This window comes from Bacillus amyloliquefaciens DSM 7 = ATCC 23350 (assembly GCF_000196735.1).
GTDB classification, from domain to species: Bacteria; Bacillota; Bacilli; order Bacillales; family Bacillaceae; genus Bacillus; species Bacillus amyloliquefaciens.
The window spans coordinates 1,788,292-1,808,684 of record NC_014551.1 but is presented as its reverse complement, the minus strand read 5'-3'; the positions used below and the strand labels follow the sequence as shown (position 1 = coordinate 1,808,684).

Genomic DNA, 20,393 nt, shown 5'->3' with positions numbered 1-20,393 from the left:
GTTAAACCTCCACTTCATAGGTATCCCAGATGTTTGCCGCAGCTTTTTCGTTCGCTTCTTCTTTGCTGTCCGGCGAAATCAGCCGCTTATTTAATACTGGCGGTGTTAAAGGATGGCGCTTGATGCGGCGCCCTTCGTCTTTCTGCCACGCTTCCACAATGACGTGGGCGTTTGTACCGCCGTCGGCAAAGCAGTTTATTCCTGCCGCCGGTATTGGTGACGGCCAGTCTGCCAGAGTGCGGGTGAACTGAATATTGGCCTTTTCTCTGTCAAAGTGTGTATGTTCATGCTCGCCTGATAAAAACGGGATAAAGCTTTTCTCTTTCAGCATGAGCACAACTTTTATGAAACTTGCAATTCCTTCCGCGCAAAGCGGGTGCCCGATGTTCGGTTTCACAGAGCCGATTCCGAGCGGGCCGGCGTCTGTTGAGCGGTAGACGGATTGAATGGCCTTCAGTTCTAACAGATCAGTAACGGCCGTACCTGAACCGTTCGCTTCAATATGGGTGATTTCTTCCGGCCGTTTTCCGCTTTTTTCAAGTGCCGTCTTCATGACGGCTTTTTGCGCTTCCAGACTCGGCGTAGCCGGTCCTGCCGTTCTTCCGTCATTATTGACAGAAGCCGCCTTCACTACGGCATAAATCGAATCTCCGTCTTCAATGGCCTGAGACACGGTTTTTAAAAGAACCATTCCGACACCCTCGCCCAGCACGACTCCATCTGCGCGTTGGTCAAACACATGGAACGACTGCGCTTTACTTAAAATGCCGCGCTGTTCAAACAATTTATGGGTTTCTTCAGATTCAAACAGGCTCACGCCGCCGACAACGGCCGCTTTTATTTCTCCTGTTACAAGGGCTTGCACGGCCATATTCATTCCGACTAAGGCAGAAGAGCAGGCTGTATCCAGAACAACACTCGGGCCGCGCATATCGAAGTATTGGGAGAGATTTGCAGCCAAATAGTTCTGCCCAAGCGCGACAATCGGATTTTTCGCATCCAGCAGTTTCTCTTCACCCGGTCTGTGACGGCTCCGTCCGCCAAGATACACACCTATCGCATCCCCCTTGATCTCATCCGGCGAATAGCCCGCGTGATACCACAGGTTAAGACACTCTTCCAGAACAGCCAGAGCTTGAGGGTCCATTGCCTTTACATCCTCTTCAGCCAGTAAAAAGAAGTCCGGATCAAATTGATGAATTCCATCAAGCATTCCCGCGTAATAAGGCGTCTTAAAACCCCATCGCTCAGCCGGAACAGGACGGATGGCCGAACGGCCTTCAGCCAAAAGCGACCAGTATTCCTCTAAGGAAGCCGCCCCCGGAAACCGGCAGGACATGCCGACGACCGCAATATCTTCACCGTGAATCTGTTTTCCGGCCGGCTCTAGTTGCACCGATACCGCTTGTGTTTCAATTGCCGGCTCAGCCGGCGCTTTTGAAACAGGATTGTCCGCCTTCAAATTAAACAGATCTGACAACACCTCTGTGTGTCCCTTGAGAAGCCAATTTGCGAAAGATTGAATGGTCGGATATTCATACAGAATTGACGGGTCAAGAGATGCCGAGAGATCCCGATTGATCCTCTGCAGAAGCTGGGCAAGGATAATAGAATCCACTCCGTACTCTTGGAATAATACATCTGTCTCAAGCTGCTCCTGATCAATCCGCAGTTCTTCAGAAAATAATCCCGTGAGCCATTCTTCTGTTTTGCTTGCTAATTGTGCGTTGTCTCCGGCAGTATCAGTGGTTTTTCCCGCCGGTTTTACCATAGCCGGACTTATTGGCTTATCCTGCCTGCTCCGCCGCATGAATTGCTCCGGTTTCCACAGCTTAGGATTCAGAACGGCCGGCATCACCGGGCCCCTTGCTGATTCCAGAAGTATGCCGTCAAGGAGCTGTAATCCTTCTGCGTTCGTGATGCTGTATAAGCCGCTCTCTTTATAAGCTTTGTTCGTCACTTCGCCCATTCCGGTTTCTTTCCAGTTCGGCCACTGAATGCTCACTATTGGCAATTGCTCTTTGAATGAGTTTGCAAAATAGTCCATATACGCATTGGCCATGGCATAATCGGCCTGTCCTGCCGAAAGCGCCGGTATCGCAGCTGACACGGAAGAAAACAGGACGAAAAACTCCAGCGGTTCACCGCTCAGCACACTGTATAACGCCTGAAGCCCGTCTACTTTCGGCTCAAGCACCCGCTGTATATCCTCATCGGTTTTTCTGATAAATGCGAGCGTCTCTTTATCTGTCACACCTGCGCAGTGGATAACGCCGCCGATGGGCCCGAGCGTCTGCTTTATCTGATTCAGTTCCTGTCTCAGCCCGGCTTCATCCGCTAACGAAACTGACAAGACATTCACTTGTACACCTTTGGATTCCAAATCGAGAACAGCTTCTATTTTCGCTTTTACAGAAGCCGGCATCCCATTCAGGCTGCCTGTCCACTCATTTCGCGGCGGAAGGGTCTCACGGCCTGTAAGCACCAATTTTTTCACACCGTAATGTTCGGCAAAATGTCGTGCGCATAAAAGGCCGATACCCCTTGTGCCCCCGGTGATCAAAAGCACATGGTTTTGCGGAAATTCAATTCTCCCGACTTTTAAATCTATGTTTTCTGAGTCTCTCAATACGCCCCGGTAGCGCAAGCCGTCCCTCCGGCAAACCTCCGCGTCATCAGTGCGGGCATGAAACTCATCAGCAATTTGCTTCGCCAGTGTTTCATCCGGCAGCACTCCTTCAAGGTCGAGGTGCCTTGATGACAGATGACTGTACTCGTATGCCAGCATTCTGTACAGACCGGCCCGTTCTGATCCGGTTGTTTGATTGGCCTCTTTTCCTATTGATTCAAGGTCTTTCGTGACACAAAGCAGTGTCAGTCCGTCTTTATGCCCATGCTCAATCAATTGCTGAAGCCATTGGATACCGGTCATGCCTTCAGGATCTTCTTTCGCTGCACCAAGGAGATCGATGACTCCGTCAAACGCCTGCCAGTCATATTCACCAGTAAGGTCTGCTGTTGTGATGATCCGGTTGTTCGGCATATGCCCGGCGATCTCTTCTGCGAGATTCATCGTGTCCCCGCCTGTCAAAATCGCAACGGGGCGTGTGCACGGTTCACGCAGTTCAAGCGGGCTCAGCTCCCATTGTTTCGTCAAAATGCGTTTGATCCGCTCTTCTGTACGAGCCTGATTCTTTTCGGGATTCTCCGGCACCCAATACATGTCTTTGGCAAACGGATAAGACGGAAGACTGACTAAACGCGGCGTCTTTTTTTCATACAGGCGGTTCCAATTCAACACGCCGCCTTTCACCCATACCTCTGCCAGCTTGGCGAATTTTCCTTTTCTGATCCAGGCATCAATAACGATGTCCATATCTTCATCCGCCGTGAACAAGGCAAACGTATCTTTATTGCGGTGAGACTGGCCGGTATACAGCCCGGCGGTGTTTTTCTCATTTCCCGTAAATGCTTCCAGCTTTGTTTCCAATTCCGCCATCGTCGCTGCGAGAATGGCCAAACGCTCTTCCATTTCGTCCCTTCCGGTTTGCAGTGTATAAGCGACAGCCGCCAAGTCTTGATCTGTGTACGGTGTTTGTCGGATCGCTTTTTGCAGCTGCTGCGCCTGTTCAAACAGTTTTTCTTTTGATTTGGCGGATAGAAGGATAATGGCCGGATTTTCCGGACTGTGCTCAGGCTGAGCGGTTTCTTGCGGGACATACTCTTCAATGACAATATGGGCGTTGACCCCGCCGATGCCAAATGAGCTGACCCCGGCCCGGCGCGGAATGGCATTTCCGTTTCTATCTTCCGCTGCCGTCCATTCCTGATTTTCCTGCACGATGTAGAAAGGACTGTCATCCAGCTGAATGTAAGGATTGATTGTGTCGCAATGCAGGCTTTTAACCAGCGTTTTGTGCTTCATTTGCAAAAGCACTTTCATTACGCCTGATACTCCCGCGGCAAGCTCCAAATGGCCGATGTTGCTTTTGACCGAGCCGATGCCGCAGCGGTGATCAGAGACTTCAGGCTGCTGATTTGTTTTCGAAAGCTCGTGAAACGCCGCTTTCAAACCGTTTATTTCAATCGGATCACCCAATTCCGTTCCTGTACCGTGCGCTTCAATATACGTGATGGTGCTCGGATCCACTCCCGCTTTCCGATAAGCTCTCACCAATAAGTCAGCCTGCAGTTTCGGATTCGGCGAGGTTAACGTATTCGCCCGGCCGCCGTGATTTTCCGCCGTACCGCGGATCACGCCGTAAATCGGATTTCCATCCCGTTCGGCATCTGTCAATTTCTTCAGCATCAGAATTCCCGCGCCTTCTCCTCTGACATACCCGTTGGCATCCTTGGAGAAGGTTTTGCATTTTCCGTCTTTGCTGAGCATGCCTGCTTTGCTGTAGCTGATATGTGCTTCTTCCGTCAGAATCGTGTTGATCCCTCCGGCAATCGCCATGTCGCATTCTCCGTTTTCTATAGCGGATACCGCCCGGTGGATCGCCACAAGCGAGCTTGAGCATGCTGTTTCAATCGGCTCGCTCGGCCCGTGAAGATTTAACAGATAGCTCAAACGGTTCGGCCCTATGGAAGGAATCATGCTGCCTGTCGCCGCATGTCCTTCCGGCGCAAGACCCGCTCTTGTGAACAAATCTTTATACCCGGTATTTCCGGTGCCGATAAAGACGCCCGGATTTGTACCGGAAAGGCTCTCCGGCTTACAGCCCGCATCTTCTATCGCCCGCCATGCATAAGTCAATAACAGCCGCTGCTGCGGATCTAAATATTGGGCTTCCCGCGCTGAAATGCCAAAGAACAGCGGATCAAATTCAGCTATTCCGTCAATAAAGCCGCCCCACTTGATGTTCGTTTTGTTTCCTTCTAGATTCGGATCGCCATCAAACGCTTCCCAATCCCAGCGGTCTTTCGGGATGGTTGTGATAGAATCTTTTCCTTCTTTCAGATTGCGCCAAAATTCCTCTATATCCTTCGCGCCCGGGAATCGGCCGCTGATTCCGACAATGGCAACCGGATCGAAGCGGCGCGGCTCTTTTGTCTCTGCCGCAGCGTTCATTACCGTCGCGAATCGCTTTCTTCGCTCCATTTTCGGCTTACGGGCTTTTGGCTGCTCTTCTTTCGGTGACTCTTTCTTCTTTTCGCCGAAACGGCCCGGATGCTCTTTTGCCAAATATCCGGCGAGATCGCTGACCGTCCCGTACTCAAAGAAAATCGTCGGTGCCAGCTCCAGCTGATACGCTTCATTTAATTGATTCGTAAAGACGGTAAATGATACAGAATCAAAACCGTATTCACTCAATTCCGTTTCTATATCAATGTCATCACGGCCGACTTTTAAAATTTCGCTTACCATAGCTGTCAAAGCGATATGAAGCGTTTGAAGAAATTCTTCCGCATCTTGTGTTTCTTCCGGCTGAGAAGGAAGCCCGCCTTCTGCCTCATCTGTCAAATACTCCGCTAAACTGCGGATCGTTCCGTGCTCGAAGAAAATTGTCGGCGCCAGTTCCAGCTGATACGTTTCATTTAATTGATTCGTAAAGACGGTAAACGATACAGAATCAAAACCGTATTCACTCAGTTCCGTATCTATATCAATCTCTTCTTGGCCGACTTTTAATATTGCACTCACCATTCGGATAAGCGAATCGTGCCATTTGCCTGCTGAGCCGGCGGATACAGGCTCGTTCGTCTTCTCCTGCGGTTTTTCAGATTCAGAAACGGTTAGGAACGTCCGTTTCAATTTTGCTGCGTGTCCTTCAGCCGCTAATAGCTGCGGCTTTTCCTGAGCCATTCCTTCATAAAATGCAGCCAGACCTGCCGCCTTCTGCAGCGGAACCATGCCGAAGGATTTTTTCATCATTCTCTCGGTCTCATCTCCTGCCTGCATGCCGCCGTCTTTCCACAGCGTCCAGTTAAAGGCGATCGTTTTTCCGTGCCGCAGGCCATTCTCCGTAAGGGATTGCCTGTAAGCGGCGTACGCATCCATAAACGCGTTGCCGGCGGCATAATCAGCCTGTCCGACATTGCCGAGAACACCGGAAACACTGGAGAACAATACGAAAAAGTCAAGGTTGCAATCTTTGCTGGCTTCGTCTAAATAAGCGGTGCCGATCACTTTCGGAGCCAGCACTTCACTGAACTCTTCCTTCGTTTTTTGCAGCAGAAAGCGGTCTTGTATCACTCCCGCAGCATGAATAATTCCGTTAAGCTTCCCGAATTCCGCCGTCAGTTCTTTTATCAGCGCTTCGTTTTCCCGCCGGTTTGCCGCGTTCAGCTTTTTATAGACGACATTTGCACCTGCCTGCCGAAGCATAGCGAGCTCGCGCTGCTTGGCTTCAGTCAGATCAGAGCGGCCGGTCAGAATGACATTCGGGTGTTTTACGCGACCTGCGATTTCTTGTGCGAACATCAAGCCCAGGCTTCCGGCGCCCCCGGTAATCAAATATACGCCTTCGTCCTTCCAGACGGTGCCGCTTCCTGCCGGATTCATTTCTTCCCAAGCCTTCACATACCGTTTTTCTCCTTTATAACGGATATGTTTATCATGCGGCCGATGACTGTCGTTTTTCAGTTTTTGAGCGACAGCCGTCATTTTGCCGATTGAGTCTATTTCGATGAGCTGGCAGTCAAGTTTTCCGTATTCCAGCTCGGCTGTTTTTAACAGACCTGTTAATCCGGCAAACAATTGCTGGCTGCCGTCTGCTGAAATAACGGTCTGAATCAGAATGCGGCCTTGCCTTTTTTCGCTGATGATCCGCTGGATGTGTTCAGCGATCGTCTGCGCATAGCTTTGGAAACGTTCAGCGGCTGTTTCGTCCTCACTTTCAACAAACAGCAGTTTGGCGTCTTTCAGGACGGATGCCACTTTATCTTTTACATGGCCGGCCTCTTCACAAAGTATGATCAAATGCTCATCAGCATGGACCGAAGCTTCATCGGATGCCGCAGCTTCTTTCCAGACCGGTTCAAATAAAACCTTTTCCGAGCCGGATGGCGACTGAGCCGATTCCGCATCCCCTTCAAGCACTCTCGTAGAGAAGCCTCTTATCTTCACACAAAGTGCTCCTGTTTCATCAAACAGGTCAATGTCGGCTTTCTGCACGGAATCGCCGGCTTGATATCCTTCGCTGAAGCGTGCATGCGCCCGCATAGTCGGCGTGCATGCTTTGACGACTTCAAGGGATTCAAGCGCAAACGGCAGAATCAGCTTTTGTCCGGAAAACTCCTGCATAATGCAGATTGTCGCCGTCTGAATAGCCGAATCAATAATGCTCGGATGAAGTGTAAATTGCCCGTTCGTGTGAGAAACCGAAGCCGGAAGCTGTATGTCCGAAAACACTTCTTTTTCGCCGATCAAGGCGGATTTGATGCCTTGGAACGCTTTTCCGTGGAACATCCCCCTGCTTCTGCCTTCCCGATAAAAGGCCGCCGGATCAAGGATGTCAGCTGTACACCTATTTTGTATGGCGGAAAGGTCTGCCTCAGGCTCTTGTTCAGCCTTTATGATTTCGGCCCGTCCTTGGCTGTGCAGCACTTCTTCATCGTCAGCGTTTACGCTGTAAATGTCATACGAGATGATTCCGTCTTCTTCTGGAGACAGCGCAATATGGACTTGGCGCTCTTGTTCGTGAACGACGATCGGCTTCAGCCAGACCGTATGATGGAGCGTAATTCTGTCGCCGTCTTTTAATAAACCGCCAAGCGCCCGTTTTACCGCTTCATAAGACATTTCCAAATATGCCGCTCCCGGCAGCACCGCTTTTTCCCTGACCACATGATCCTTCAGGAAAAATTCTGAGCCTGTAAACAGTGAGCTGAACCGCTGAATGGCCAAGTCTGACGTGTTTTGCTGCACGAGCGGGTGTAAAACTGAAATTCCGTTGTGTGCGGCAGATGTTTTCTTTCCTGCTTTTTTCGGCCAGTACGGTTCCTTTGCAAACGGGTAGACCGGCACGCTGATTCGCTTCGGATGCTTGTCTTTGTAAAGCTTGCGCCAATTGATGGCGACACCTTTACTCCACATCTCAGCGAGCTTCGATCCTTTTCCTTTCGCAAGCCATTTTTCGATAAGTTCAGCGCTGTCATCATCATCAGAAAGCCAGGCAATGTCTTTCGCCTGCTGTTTTTCTCCCGTATAGCAGCCTGTTATAGCCGGCTTTTCATTGATAAAATCCGTAAGCTGCTGCTTCAGCTCCGCTGTTCCGCTTGTAATAAAAGCCGCACGTTCCTCCATCGCTTCCCTTCCGACTTGGAAAGTGTAGGCAAGATCAGCGAGATCAGCATCCGTTTTTCCTTCCAGAAAAGCAAGCAGCTGTTTTGCGTATTCCTTCAGACGGTCTTTTTTTCTGGCAGACAACGGAATGATGAACGGACCGCCCCAGTCTCTTGCTTCAGATGCATCCGGATATTGCTCAAAAATCGCATGTGTGTTTGTTCCGCCAAGCCCGAATGAACTCAAAGCCATGCGGTGTGCCGTGTTCTCCCGGCCTAACTCTTTCTTGGCTTCCGCAACGTAAAACGGAGAGTCTTCTAAATGAAGATTCGGGTTCGGCTCTTTGTAATTGATGCTCGGCGCGATTTCCTGCTGGTATAAGCTCATGACAACCTTGATGCAGCCAGCCATTCCGGCCGCTGTATCCAAATGTCCGAGATTTGTTTTGACTGATCCGATGCCGCAGTATTGTTTTTTATCTGTATATCGGCCGTACACTGATTGAAGAGCGGACAGTTCAATCGGGTCGCCGAGTTTCGTTCCTGTGCCGTGAGCTTCGACGTATGCGATCGTTTCAGGATGGATGCCCGTCTGATCAATAACCTTCTGAATGACGTCAGCTTGTCCTTTAACGCTCGGCGCGTAAAATCCGACCTTATCCGCTCCATCGTTATTGACTCCGATTCCGCGCAGCAGCGCATAAATATGGTCGCCATCCTTAACGGCATCCGAAGCTTTTTTCAAGAGTACGGCGCCGGCTCCTTCACCGCCGATCATTCCGTCAGCAGCCGCATCAAACGCTTTAATATGCCCGTCGCTTGAAAAATTCAGCCCCGGCTGATGAATATACCCGGCATTTGATTCCGTATGAAGAGTCGCACCGCCGACAAGGGCGTACTTAGCTTCCCCGGACTGCAGGCTTTGAAAAGCCGAATGCAGGCCGATTAAGGAAGATGAGCAGTTGGCATGAACAAAATAGCTCGGCCCTTTCAACCCGAGTTTATGAGAAATCATCGTCGGAATCGTCCCGCTTTGGGCAAGCACCCATGACACGTAGCCATCCGGCGTTTCCAGCTGTTCTGTCGTCTCCTCCGGCAGCAGGCTGCGGTAAGAGTTCGTGCTTGCAGACATATACACGCTTGTTTCCGGAATTTCTTTTGAAACGTACCCCGCATCCTCGATCGCCTTCCAGGAATGAAGCAAAAGCATTCTCAGCTGAGGATCCATATATTCGGCATCTTTCGGTGAAAAGCCGAAGAAACCGGGATCAAACATTTCTTTCCCCTCTAAAACTGATTTCGCCGGAACGAAGCCGGGATGACTGGCCAGTTCCTCAGAAATACCGAATCGGCGGAGCTCCTCTTTTGAAAAGAATGTGATGCTTTCTTTGCCTTCTTTGATATTATTCCAAAATTCATAATGATCCTTTGCTCCCGGAAACTCACAGGATATACCGATAACCGCTACGCTGTCTTCGTAATAATCAGGAAATTCCCCCGGCGGGTTTTTCCGGTCTTCTGCATTCACTTTCTTTTGCGGCACAGGAGCAGAAATGACTTCTTTCGGTTTTTGTTCAGCGATAAACCGGCTGATGTCTTTTACCGTCGCGTATTCAAACAGCTCCGTCACACTGAATTCACAATCCAGTTCCTGCGTAATCCGATCAGTTACAGTCACGGCAAGGAGCGAATCACCCCCTGCATCAAAAAAGCGGTCATCAAGCTCTATGTCACTGCTTTTCAATACGTCCTGCCAAATGGCCAGCACCGCCTGCTGAATATGAGATGAAGAACGTGTTTTTGTTTGCGGCTGTTTTTCTGTCAGATCGCGTGCTGCAAGAAGCTTGCGGTCAACTTTTCCGTTTGGTGTGAGCGGAAGCTCTTTCAGGCGGATAAAGGAAACTGGCACCATATAGGCCGGCAGCGATTGTTTCAAATGATTGCGCAAATCCTTTGAAGAGGGAAGCGGCTCTTCGTCTTTCCGGATATAAAACGCGCAAAGCTTTTCATTTCCGGAGTGATTGTTCACAACAACTACGCTTTCCTGAACGGCCGGATGGGCATTCAGCCTGCTCTCAATATCTCCGGGTTCAATACGGTAGCCGCGGATTTTGACTTGGCTGTCCATCCGTCCCATGTATTCAATGCGGCCCCCGGGAAGAAAACGTGCCATATCGCCTGTTTTATAAAGCTTTGACCCCAGTTCGAGCCGATGGCTGACGAAGGCTTTATCTGTCAGCTCAGGCTTGTTGAAATACCCTCTAGCCAATCCGTCTCCCGCGATACAAAGTTCTCCCGGCACCCCTTCTAAAACAGGATTGAGGCCCGAATCCATAATATACACACGGGTATTGGCGATCGGGCGCCCGATCGTAAGCGCACTCTCATTTTCCGTTATACGCTGCACGGCGGACCAGATTGTCGTCTCTGTCGGCCCGAACATATTCCAGGCCTCACTTTTCGTATCAAGGAATTGCTGCTTCAATTGTTCGCTAAGCGCCTCGCCGCCGCAAAGGATTTTCACTTTCTCTTCATTTGTCCATCCGGAATGAAAGAGCATTTTCCACGTAAACGGCGTCGCCTGCATGATCGTCGGTTTGTACTCTTGAATCAGCTCTTTCAGCTTCCGTGCGTCTTTAGCGACTTCTGTCTTACAGATGTTGCACTCAGCTCCTTTGATTAAAGGAAGGTACAGCTCCAGCGCCGCGATATCAAAGCAATATGTCGTAACGGCAAGCAGTTTATCTTCGGACGAAAGACCCGGCTCATGCGCCATCGATAATAAGAAATTCGTCAGCGCCCGGTGCGGAATCATGACGCCTTTCGGTTTGCCCGTGCTGCCTGACGTGTAAATGACATACGCCAGGTCGTCAGGTGTTACCAGCCGCTTCAGCGACGTTCTTTCCGCCGCTGTCTGTTCAATGTCATGCCAATCGCGGTCAATGGCAGCTGTCTGCACGCCGCCCCAGTTCAATGAATGCTCTAAATCAGCTGTCGTCAGGCACATTGAAATCCTGCTGTCAGCGATCATATATTCCAATCTGTCAGCGGGGTAAGAAGGATCGAGCGGCACATACGCTCCCCCGGCTTTTAAAATACCGAGAAGGCCGACAGCCATATGCAATGAACGGTCTGTGTAAATGCCGATCAGTTCGTCAGGCCCTGCGCCGTGCGCCTGCAAAAAGAGCGCCAGCTTCGTGCTTTTTTCATCCAGCTCGCGGTATGTCAGCTTTTGCTGTTCATAAACAACCGCACAAGCATCAGGCGTTTCTGCCGCCTGACGTTCGAATAATTCATGGAAGCAGGCATCCGGATACTCACGGCTTGTTTCATTCCAAGTCTTAAGAATCATTTGCTCCTCTCTTTTTTTCATGAGAGAAACGTCCTCAAGCGGCATATCCGCATTTGCCGTCAAAGATTCAGCGGCCTGTACAAATTGGTTAAAAAGTCTCGCTGCCCCTGCTTCATCGAATAATTCAGTGCTGTATTTAATCGTAAGATCCATGCCGGATGCTTCTTCCCACATTTCAAATACAAGGTCATATTCCCCTTCCTGATGAATGTCTTTTACAAACTCACAGGAGAATTCATTGTATTCATCAAGCATCGATTGATAGCTTGAATCCTGCAGAAAGTTCTGATAGAAAAAGGCGTTGCTGAAAATAGGCGAACCGTTCTGCCGGGGTTTCGCATGAACATCACGCACCATTTTCGGAAACGGATAAAATGAGTGATCCAATCCGTCCAAAACGGCATCCTGCACCTTTTGAACAAAGTCAGCAAACGTTTCTTTTCGTCCGGCTTTGCTTCGGATCGGAAGCATGTTGAGGAAATGACCGATCACACCATCAAAGCGTTCTTCAGGTCTGACCATTGCAGGCATGCCTGCCACAATATCTTCCTTATCTGTATATTTCGCTAAAAGCACCATGTAGCAGCTCAGCATGACGGTGGACAAGTGAATCGAACGGGATGCGGCAAACGCCGTGACATTTTTCAGCAGCCGTTCAGGAAGGCGTCGTGTCAGCGTATCTTCTGTAAACTCCGGAGCACTGCTGTCCGTGCGCATCGGCGGAAGCTGGAGGTCGGGCAGATCGCCCCCGAGCTGTTTCATCCAGTAAGCGCGGGAAGCTTTGCTTTCTTCACTTGCCAAGTACCGCTTTTCCCAAGCTGCGTAATCGGGCTGAATGCCGGAAGCAGCAGCCGCAAACTCTTCTTTTCCCTGAAGCAGCGCCTGATAGTGATCCAGCAGGCTGTGAATAAATGTAATGGATGAAATGCCGTCAAACACGATGTGATGAATGACTGTCAAAACATAATGTTCCGCATCGGATTTTGAAAGCAGCTGCACACGCAGCAAAGGTCCGCCTTCTTTGACAAACGGCTCTTTCACTTTTTTCCGTATCAGAGCGGGTATTTGTGATTCATTTACGTCAGAAATATCTTCTTCCATAAATACAAAAGGATCTGCCGATTCTATGAAATAAAGCCCGCCGTCTGTTTCTTTCACGGCGCTTTTAAGCATCGGGTGCTGTGTTAATACGAGCTGAAACGCCTGCTTCATTTTCTCTTTGTTGATTCCTGATGTGAATCGGAAACAGAGCGGGACATGGTATGCAGTCGTTTCAGGCGACATTTTCTGCAATGTCCACAGCCCTTTTTGCACTTCTGAAAGCGCTGGCGCCGTTTTCTGTTTCTCACGTTCTGCCGGCAGCTCGGCTTTTGCGGGATGATGATCAGCGGAGGTGCTACCCGCTTTTTCAGCGGTATAAGCCGCTAAAGCGCCAATGGTCGGGTTCTTGTGCAGCTCTCGCGCCGTCAGCCGGATATGATACGTTTTTTCAATCGATCTGGCGAGTTTCATCATCTTGATGGAATTGACGCCAAGACTTTGAAGCGGTGTATGCGGATCAACGAGTTCATCCGCGATAGAAAGTTCCTCTTTCAGAAAACGGATAAAATCCCGTTCAATCTCTTTCTCCGCAGAAGCCGATTCTGAACGGCCGTCTTCTTGCTTGTTATTATGTAATGAATCAAATTGTCCTTGTTCGAATGAATGTTTCAGCTGAGTGCGCTGGATTTTCCCGATCGCCGTCTTAGGAATGTCTTCTTTTGCGACCGGAAGCAGATAATCAGGGGTGACGCCGATTTTCTGTGTCACATGCTGGTGAATGTGATGAAGAAGCTTCGTCATGCGGTTCTCATCCAACGGAACGGATGTCACAAAGAAAATCGCCAGCTCGTCTGTCGTGCTTTGATTCGGCCGGACGGCGCATGCCGCTGTATATGACGTTTCGATTTCCGGTAATTCCTCAACGGCTGATTCAATGGCGTGGCTGTAATAATTCACACCGTTGATAATGATGGCATCTTTCGTTCGGCCCGTTATCGTCAGGCGGCCTTCACGCAGAAAGCCGAGATCTCCCGTTTCAAACCAGCCGTCTTCTGTAAAGACACTCTCGTTTAAGTCCGGACGCTCATAATAACCGCTTGTTACAGTCAGACCCGACACTTGGAAACGTCCGATTTCTCCTTCTTCCACCACCTGATTGCGGTCATCCGTAATTCTCATATTAAACCCCGGAATCGGGAGACCGATCTCCACGAAACGATCATCATCACTCGTGTTTTCCAGTGTAAACTCATCTGAGAAAATAACGCCTGAAGATGTTTCGGACATTCCCCATGCGGGACGGATGGCATTAGCCGGCAGACCATGCGGCTCTAAAAGCTCCATAATTCTGCGCCCGACTTTCGCAACCGTGGCCTCCCCTCCGTTCAGCATGTAACGCATGGAGGATAAGTCCCATTTCCGGTTTTGAATGTCTTCTGCGAAATCGGCGAGCAGTCCGAAGGCAAAATTAGGCGCCCACGTGACCGAAGCGCGGTAATGATCAATCAGATCAAGCCATTTTAAAGGATCCATCAGAATGGATTCGCTCGGTATATTGATTTCTTCACATCCGAGATAAACATCACGCAGATGGAGCATCCCGATGCCGCCGACATGGTCAAAAGGCATCCAGTTAAACGTGACATCCTCACTTGTATAGCCTTGCATCTGAATATTTCCTTTAACCATGCAGACGATGTTTTCATGGCTGAGCATCACGGCTTTCGGCGTGCCCGTGCTTCCCGAGGTCAAAAGCAGCATCGCCAGATCATCCGGACGGGGATGATGGCAGTCCTCAGCCATTTCCTCCGCTGAAAGATCTTCTGCCGCCAAAGCGCAGAACCCGGAAAGCTCCTGCTCCTTCGCCCATGCAGTCATCTCCGGCAGCACTTCACGGCTCGTGATGACATACGGCTGATTCAAAAGCGTCCAGGCGTCTTTCAGTTTTTGCGTCCCGCTGTTCATTTCTGTGTAAGCCGGAGCGGCCGCAAGCGGAACCGGGATCGCTCCTAAAAAAACACAGCCCCAAAAAGCAGGAATCAGCTGAGAATTGTCACTTAGCTGTAAAATGACTTCATCCTGAGCCTTCACTCCTGATTGGCGGAGTCCTTTCACAATCGAAAGAGCGATCTTTTTCAAGCCGCTGTAAGTCTGATACACTTCGGTGCCGTCAGGCTGTATATATGTGATGCCCTTTTGATCTCCCGCTGCCGCGGCGGTTTTATGCAGGACTTCAGGAATCGTCATCGGCTGATCCGCTGAAAGCCGCAATGATTTTCCATAGCTGACAGATGGCTTGAGTAACCCGCTTGCCGTCATATCACTTTTCATAGAGCTGCCTCCATTTCATCTGTATGTATGATGTATTTCTTATACTCCGTACATCGTCGTGATTCGTTTTTTCACTTCATCATCATGAAACGTCTGGTCGTGCATGATTAACTCCTTCTCAATGACGGCCGGAAGCTGCTCGCGTAACGGCGTCACCAAGTGCCTTTTCAATGTAATTAAAGAATTTCTCGGTTTTTCCGCAAGCTCGCGGGCCAATTCGTGCGCATAGCCTAATACTTCCTGCCGCGGAAGCACCGGAAAAGGCACTCCTCTTTTCTCCAGGTCACCGCCGCGGTAGTGGCCGCCGTTTAACAGCATTTCATGTCCGAGGCTTGTCCCAAGCTTCTTCGGAACGATAAAGGTAGCGCCCATTCCGGGGGTGAAACCGTATTTCATAAAGTTTGCGGTATACACGCTTTCTTTGCTTAAAATGACAAAATCACTGAACAGCCCCATGACAAACCCGCCTCCGATTCCGTGGCCCTGCATGGCGGAAATGACGGGAATATCACATTCCAGCGCCAAAGAGTACATGCGGTCTTCCGTAAATTTCGTGATGCCCTGCTGAATCCTGAGCAAGCCTTCCTGTGTGCCTCCGGAAGCAAAGTAATGGCCGTAGCCTGTTAAAATCACAGCTTTATAGACTGACGATTTTTTTATACGGGTGAAGGCCTCCATCAATCCATCCGTCAGCTCTTTGGAGAAGGCGTTTTTGTGGGCTTTATCCTGCATGGTCACTTGGATAATATCCGGTTCAATTTCGAGCAGTTCAACTGCGGCGTTCGGCATGATATCCTCCTAACTGTTCTCCGTTTCCCAAGGAAGCCGCCCCGTTTCTGCATAACGGATGATGGCTGTTTGGTTATCCGGATCTGAAAACATCGCTTGATTTTCGGCTAAAGCAATGGATTTCGAACGATGAACAAGGTCGTTTAAGGAATCCATGTAATGTTTATAGCGGGTGACTGCTTTTTTCGACAGCGGGCGGAGGCGCAGCAAATGCTTTCTCAGCTCTGTTGCGCTGTCCGGGACGCATACGTCACAAAGTCCCCATTCAAGCGCCTGCCGTGCCGGCACGGGCTTTGTCATAACCGTCATATAATGCGCCTTTTGAAAGCCGATTCTTTGAATTAAAAACGGCAGAACGCAGGCGGGATAAAGCCCGAATAACAGTTCAGATAAACTGAATGAAGCGCTCTCGTCTGCAATGACGATATCGCACGCGGCGGCAAATCCGACACCTCCCGCGTTTGCTTTTCCGCGGACGCGGGCGATTGTGATGTACGGCCCGGATTTTAATGCCAGCCACAAACGGTAAAGCGGCTCCTGGGATTCCGCATGCTGCATACCCTGCCTCATTTTCCCGTACATCTCATCGAAATCCGCCCCGAAACAAAATACCTCCGGCAGCCCTTCAAGCACCACGGAGGTCACGGAGTCTTCACATTCAGAAAGAACATGCAGACATTCCTCCACTAAACGTTCATTAATCGTATTGTTGGCTTCAGGCCGATAAAAGGTGATGAAACAGACATTTTGCTGAAAACGGACGTTTATCGTCTCATAGGTCACGAGATCCACCTGTATTTCCGATGAAATTCTGTGATTTCTTCCAAATATAAACGAGGGCTTCCGGCATGATGGTCTAATATTTTCGGAATCATATTCATATCCAATTTGACATTCCGTGTTCCGAACTTTACCAAACCGCTGCCTTTAAACAGTTCTTCATACTCCTCCATGGACAGCCTGTATCTGTTGTTCAGATGCTCTTCTATTTTGAAAGAATGCTGCCGTGCTTGTCCCTCAGGCGTCACAACGCCGCTGTAAAATTCCGAACAGCATCCCGACCCGTAGGAGAAACAGCCGATCCGCTTAGAAGTGTCGAATGCCCCTTGGTCAATCGTGCTGGCAAGGGCCAATAAAGAGGCTGCCCCCATAATGTTTCCGACTCTTTGGCAGTAGCGGAGCCCCGGTTCCACCCTGGTTTGAAAATCCTGTTCGATCTCAGCGTTTTTCGCTTTTGCAAGCTTGCGCATCATCGTCCGGTGGGCTCCTTTTACCATGCCGCCAAACGGTGTATGGAAAGCAAGATAGTGAAACGTCTCTTTGTAATCAGCGTCCGGCACACGATTTTTGTACTCGCGAAATGTCTGTTCGCAGCAATCGAGATAAGACATCAATGATAAATCGGCATCACCGGCTTCACTGTCAGGGATCGGACGGCATGTATCCATCACCTCATAGCCGTAGTAGCCGTTTGCGCCGGCATCCGCCTGAAATACGATCGGATTTTCACCGATCAATAAGGCAACCGCACCCGCACCGGCGCTCGGTTCTGCGTAAGACCAATCCTCGCTTAGCGCATCGCCGCCTTCGGCAATTAAAAACCGGGAAATATCCGTCGCAACGACAAGCGCTTTCGCTCCTGGGGAGGTCTGTGACAAAATAAAGTTAAGTGCCATCTGCAGGCCCGCCGTTCCTGAATAGCAGGCTTGCTTCAACTCAAATAAACGGCAGTTCCGATTAAGGCCTAAGTAATCATGAATATATGTACTGAGTGATTTTCCGAAGTCAATGCCGGACTCCGAGCAGGTAATCAGCAGCTCGATTCTGTCTCTTTCAGCCTCTGTCAATCGGTCGATAATCGGCTTTGCCGCATTAACGCCGAATGTAACGGGGTCTTCATATGGGAGCGCCACCGCTTTTTCTTTCATCAGTAAATTCTCAAATCTGGCAGGGTCTAAGTTTCTGTACTCCGCCAGCTGCATGACATCAAGGTATGCCGTCCCGCCAAACACATTTATCGCTTCTATTCCGGCAGCAGCCATGAACTTCGCCTCCAATAAGAATTTTGAGCTTCCGATTTTCGCACCGTTTTATCAGACGGCCTGCGCCTTTTCATAAAGCTTTTCTGCCAGTTCGCCGATGTTTGACACTCCTGTCAGCTCAACACGCGGAATCTGCAAAGATAATTCTTCCAGCATCATCGTAATTATTTCAGCGCGATCCACTGAATCCGCCCCAAGATCAACTAAACGGTCTTCATGTGAAAGCTGTTCGCCTTCTAAATCCGGCAAAACCTCGTAAATGGTGTTCTGCAGCAATTCAAAGATTCTTTCTTTACTCATTGTCAGTTCCTCCCTGTTTCATTCTTTTTATGAATATTCGATGTTTTCAATCTATCATTTCGTCTTGTCAACACGTTTGCAGAAATGAACCTAACTTCTGATTCAAAAGTGAGGCCGTCTCTTCCATAAGACGCAGGCCGATGCCATCGACATGGCGGTTTTTCCATGGTTCCAGCTCCGTACCTTTCACCCATTGATTAAAAGCGCCTAATGCCGGCCCGCAATGAATCTGGTAATCTACCTTGGCATCCGGATCTCCTTTAATCGCTGAAGCAGAGCTTTGCCTGAAATACCATTTGAATATGAGCGCCATTTTCTGTTTCGGATTCCGTTCGGCTTTTGAAATGTCCTCACTCGAATAATGCGCCTTCACCTTTTCATAAATACTGCTTATACTTGCCTTGAAATACTTCTCTTCTATTTGTCTGATTGTCTTTTGATCAATTTCTTCGATTGAGCCGTGGCGCTGATACAGTTCATGCAGCTTAGCGGCGCGGGTCGGAAAGAACAGCCCTTTCTTTAATACCTGCACCTTGCTGCCTGATTCAAACATATCGCCGGCCGGCGCGTAAGCCGTGTCCTGTACATTCATCTGCTGGAGCAGGTCCTTGACGAGACCGCTTGTCGCCGCTTCAATGGTGCATTGGTTAATTGATCCGGTCACTATAAAATCAGCGCCGAGCATAAATGCGGCCATGGCTGCCTCAGGCGTCCCGATTCCCCCTGCGGCTCCGATGCGGACGTTTTTGCCGTATCGATATTGTTTCATCATGTCATCTCTTAAACGGACGATCGCCGGCATGAGGCTGTAAGCAACTCCGCCGTCAGTGTGTCCGCCTGAATCCGCCTCCACGCAGATGTCATGCGCAACGGGTATTTCTCTCATCAGACTTGATTCTTCAGCGGTAATTTTGTTTTCAGCTGCAAGCTTCTGCAGAATGTGATCAGGCGCCGGGCTGAGAAATGCTTCCGCTACTTCCGGACGGGACAGCTTGGCGATAATCCGCTGCCGCGCTATCACTTGTCCGTCGGCACCTCGCTTTAACCCCTTAGCGCGAAACCTGACTAAAGCGGGAGTAACCGTTAAAAACGCTGATGCTTCCAAATTCTGAACCCCATGCTTCAGTAAAAGATCAATCATTTTTTCTTCTGAATCTGTATGCTTCATATTATGTACAATATTTATGCCGAAGGCGCCGCCGTCACGAAGCTCCTGCTGAATTGACAAAATGGCGTCCTCAACGTGCGCGATGTTCAAACCGCCCGTTCCGAAAAAGCCCATCATTCCTTTTTCGGCCAGTCTGACGACCATTTCCTTCGAAGCGATTCCGCGGTACATGCCGCCGGCCAAGTAGGCGTATTTCAGTTGATAATCACGCTTAAACTCTTCGTTTCCTAAAGATGCCGCCGTAATTGAGCTTTTTTCAGCCGCGGCCGGGACGTTGATTTCCTCTGTTATCGGCTCCGCTTCAGCTGTAATTCTTTGAATCAGCCAGGTCAGCACTTTTCCGGGACCGATTTCCTCAAAGCTCATGTTTTTTCTTCCCATTAAGAAGCGGATGCTGTCTGTCCAGTTCACCGACCCTGTTATTTGCGCTGCAAGTGTCTCTTTCAGCTCTGATTGGTCATAGGGCCTTGCCGTCACATTTGAAATGACCGGAATTGACAGCGGCTTGAAACGGAAAGATTCAATAAACCGGGTAAACTCTTCCTTCGCCTCCAGCATATATCTGGAATGAAAGGCGCCGCTGACATTTAAACGGTGAACCATTTTCACGCCTTTTACAGCTTCAAATACGGATGCGGCCTTTTCAATATCTTCTTTATATCCGGAAATGACAATTTGCTGCGGTGTGTTCATGTTGGCGATATCAATCATATCTAAATGATATTCTCTTAAAACGTCCGTGACCTGCTCATGAGTCAGGCCGATCACCGCCGCCATGCCGCCGCCTTTTGCACGGCTCATCAGTTCGCCCCTTTTTTTGACCAGCTGCAAACCATCTTCAAAATTAAAAGCTCCTGAGGCGTATAACGCGTTATATTCTCCTAAACTGTGACCGGCGGTAAAATCCGGTGTCAAGCCGGTGTCTTCTGTTTTTTTCAAATAACTGAGGGCATTGACGATATAGAGTGCCGGCTGAGTGAATTGAGTCTGATTGAGACGTTCTCCGTCCCTGCACAGCTCCTGAATGGAATATCCGAGAATATGATCGGCCTTTGCGGTTAATTCAGGATAGCGGGCGAACAGGTCCTCTCCCATCCCTATTCTTTGCGAACCTTGGCCGGGAAAAACAAAGCTGATCATC

Annotated in this window: 6 protein-coding genes; all 6 read right to left on the bottom strand. The window is 49.6% G+C overall.

Annotated features, from left to right (window positions below):
- Nucleotide 1 precedes the first annotated feature (1 nt).
- Nucleotides 2-14,953, bottom strand: coding sequence for a non-ribosomal peptide synthetase (locus BAMF_RS29570; RefSeq protein ID WP_013352335.1), 14,952 nt, complete (start codon nt 14,951-14,953; stop codon nt 2-4).
- A gap of 39 nt (nt 14,954-14,992) precedes the next feature.
- Complete coding sequence (locus BAMF_RS29565; protein ID WP_013352334.1) at nt 14,993-15,742, bottom strand: polyketide synthase; 750 nt, start codon at nt 15,740-15,742, stop codon at nt 14,993-14,995.
- A gap of 9 nt (nt 15,743-15,751) precedes the next feature.
- The gene (locus BAMF_RS29560) at nt 15,752-16,525 is read right to left on the bottom strand and encodes an enoyl-CoA hydratase/isomerase (protein WP_013352333.1); all 774 of its coding nucleotides are present in this window, start codon (nt 16,523-16,525) and stop codon (nt 15,752-15,754) included.
- Nucleotides 16,522-17,784, bottom strand: coding sequence for a hydroxymethylglutaryl-CoA synthase family protein (locus BAMF_RS29555; RefSeq protein WP_013352332.1), 1,263 nt, complete (start codon nt 17,782-17,784; stop codon nt 16,522-16,524). The genes BAMF_RS29560 and BAMF_RS29555 overlap by 4 nt, the downstream gene beginning before the upstream one ends.
- A gap of 51 nt (nt 17,785-17,835) precedes the next feature.
- Nucleotides 17,836-18,084: an acyl carrier protein gene (locus BAMF_RS29550; protein ID WP_013352331.1), complete on the bottom strand. Its 249-nt coding sequence runs from the start codon at nt 18,082-18,084 to the stop codon at nt 17,836-17,838.
- 67 nt (nt 18,085-18,151) lie between these two features.
- On the bottom strand, nt 18,152-20,392 hold the full coding sequence (gene fabD / locus BAMF_RS29545; protein ID WP_013352330.1) for an ACP S-malonyltransferase: 2,241 nt from the start codon (nt 20,390-20,392) through the stop codon (nt 18,152-18,154).
- Between the last annotated feature and the right edge of the window lies 1 nt (nt 20,393).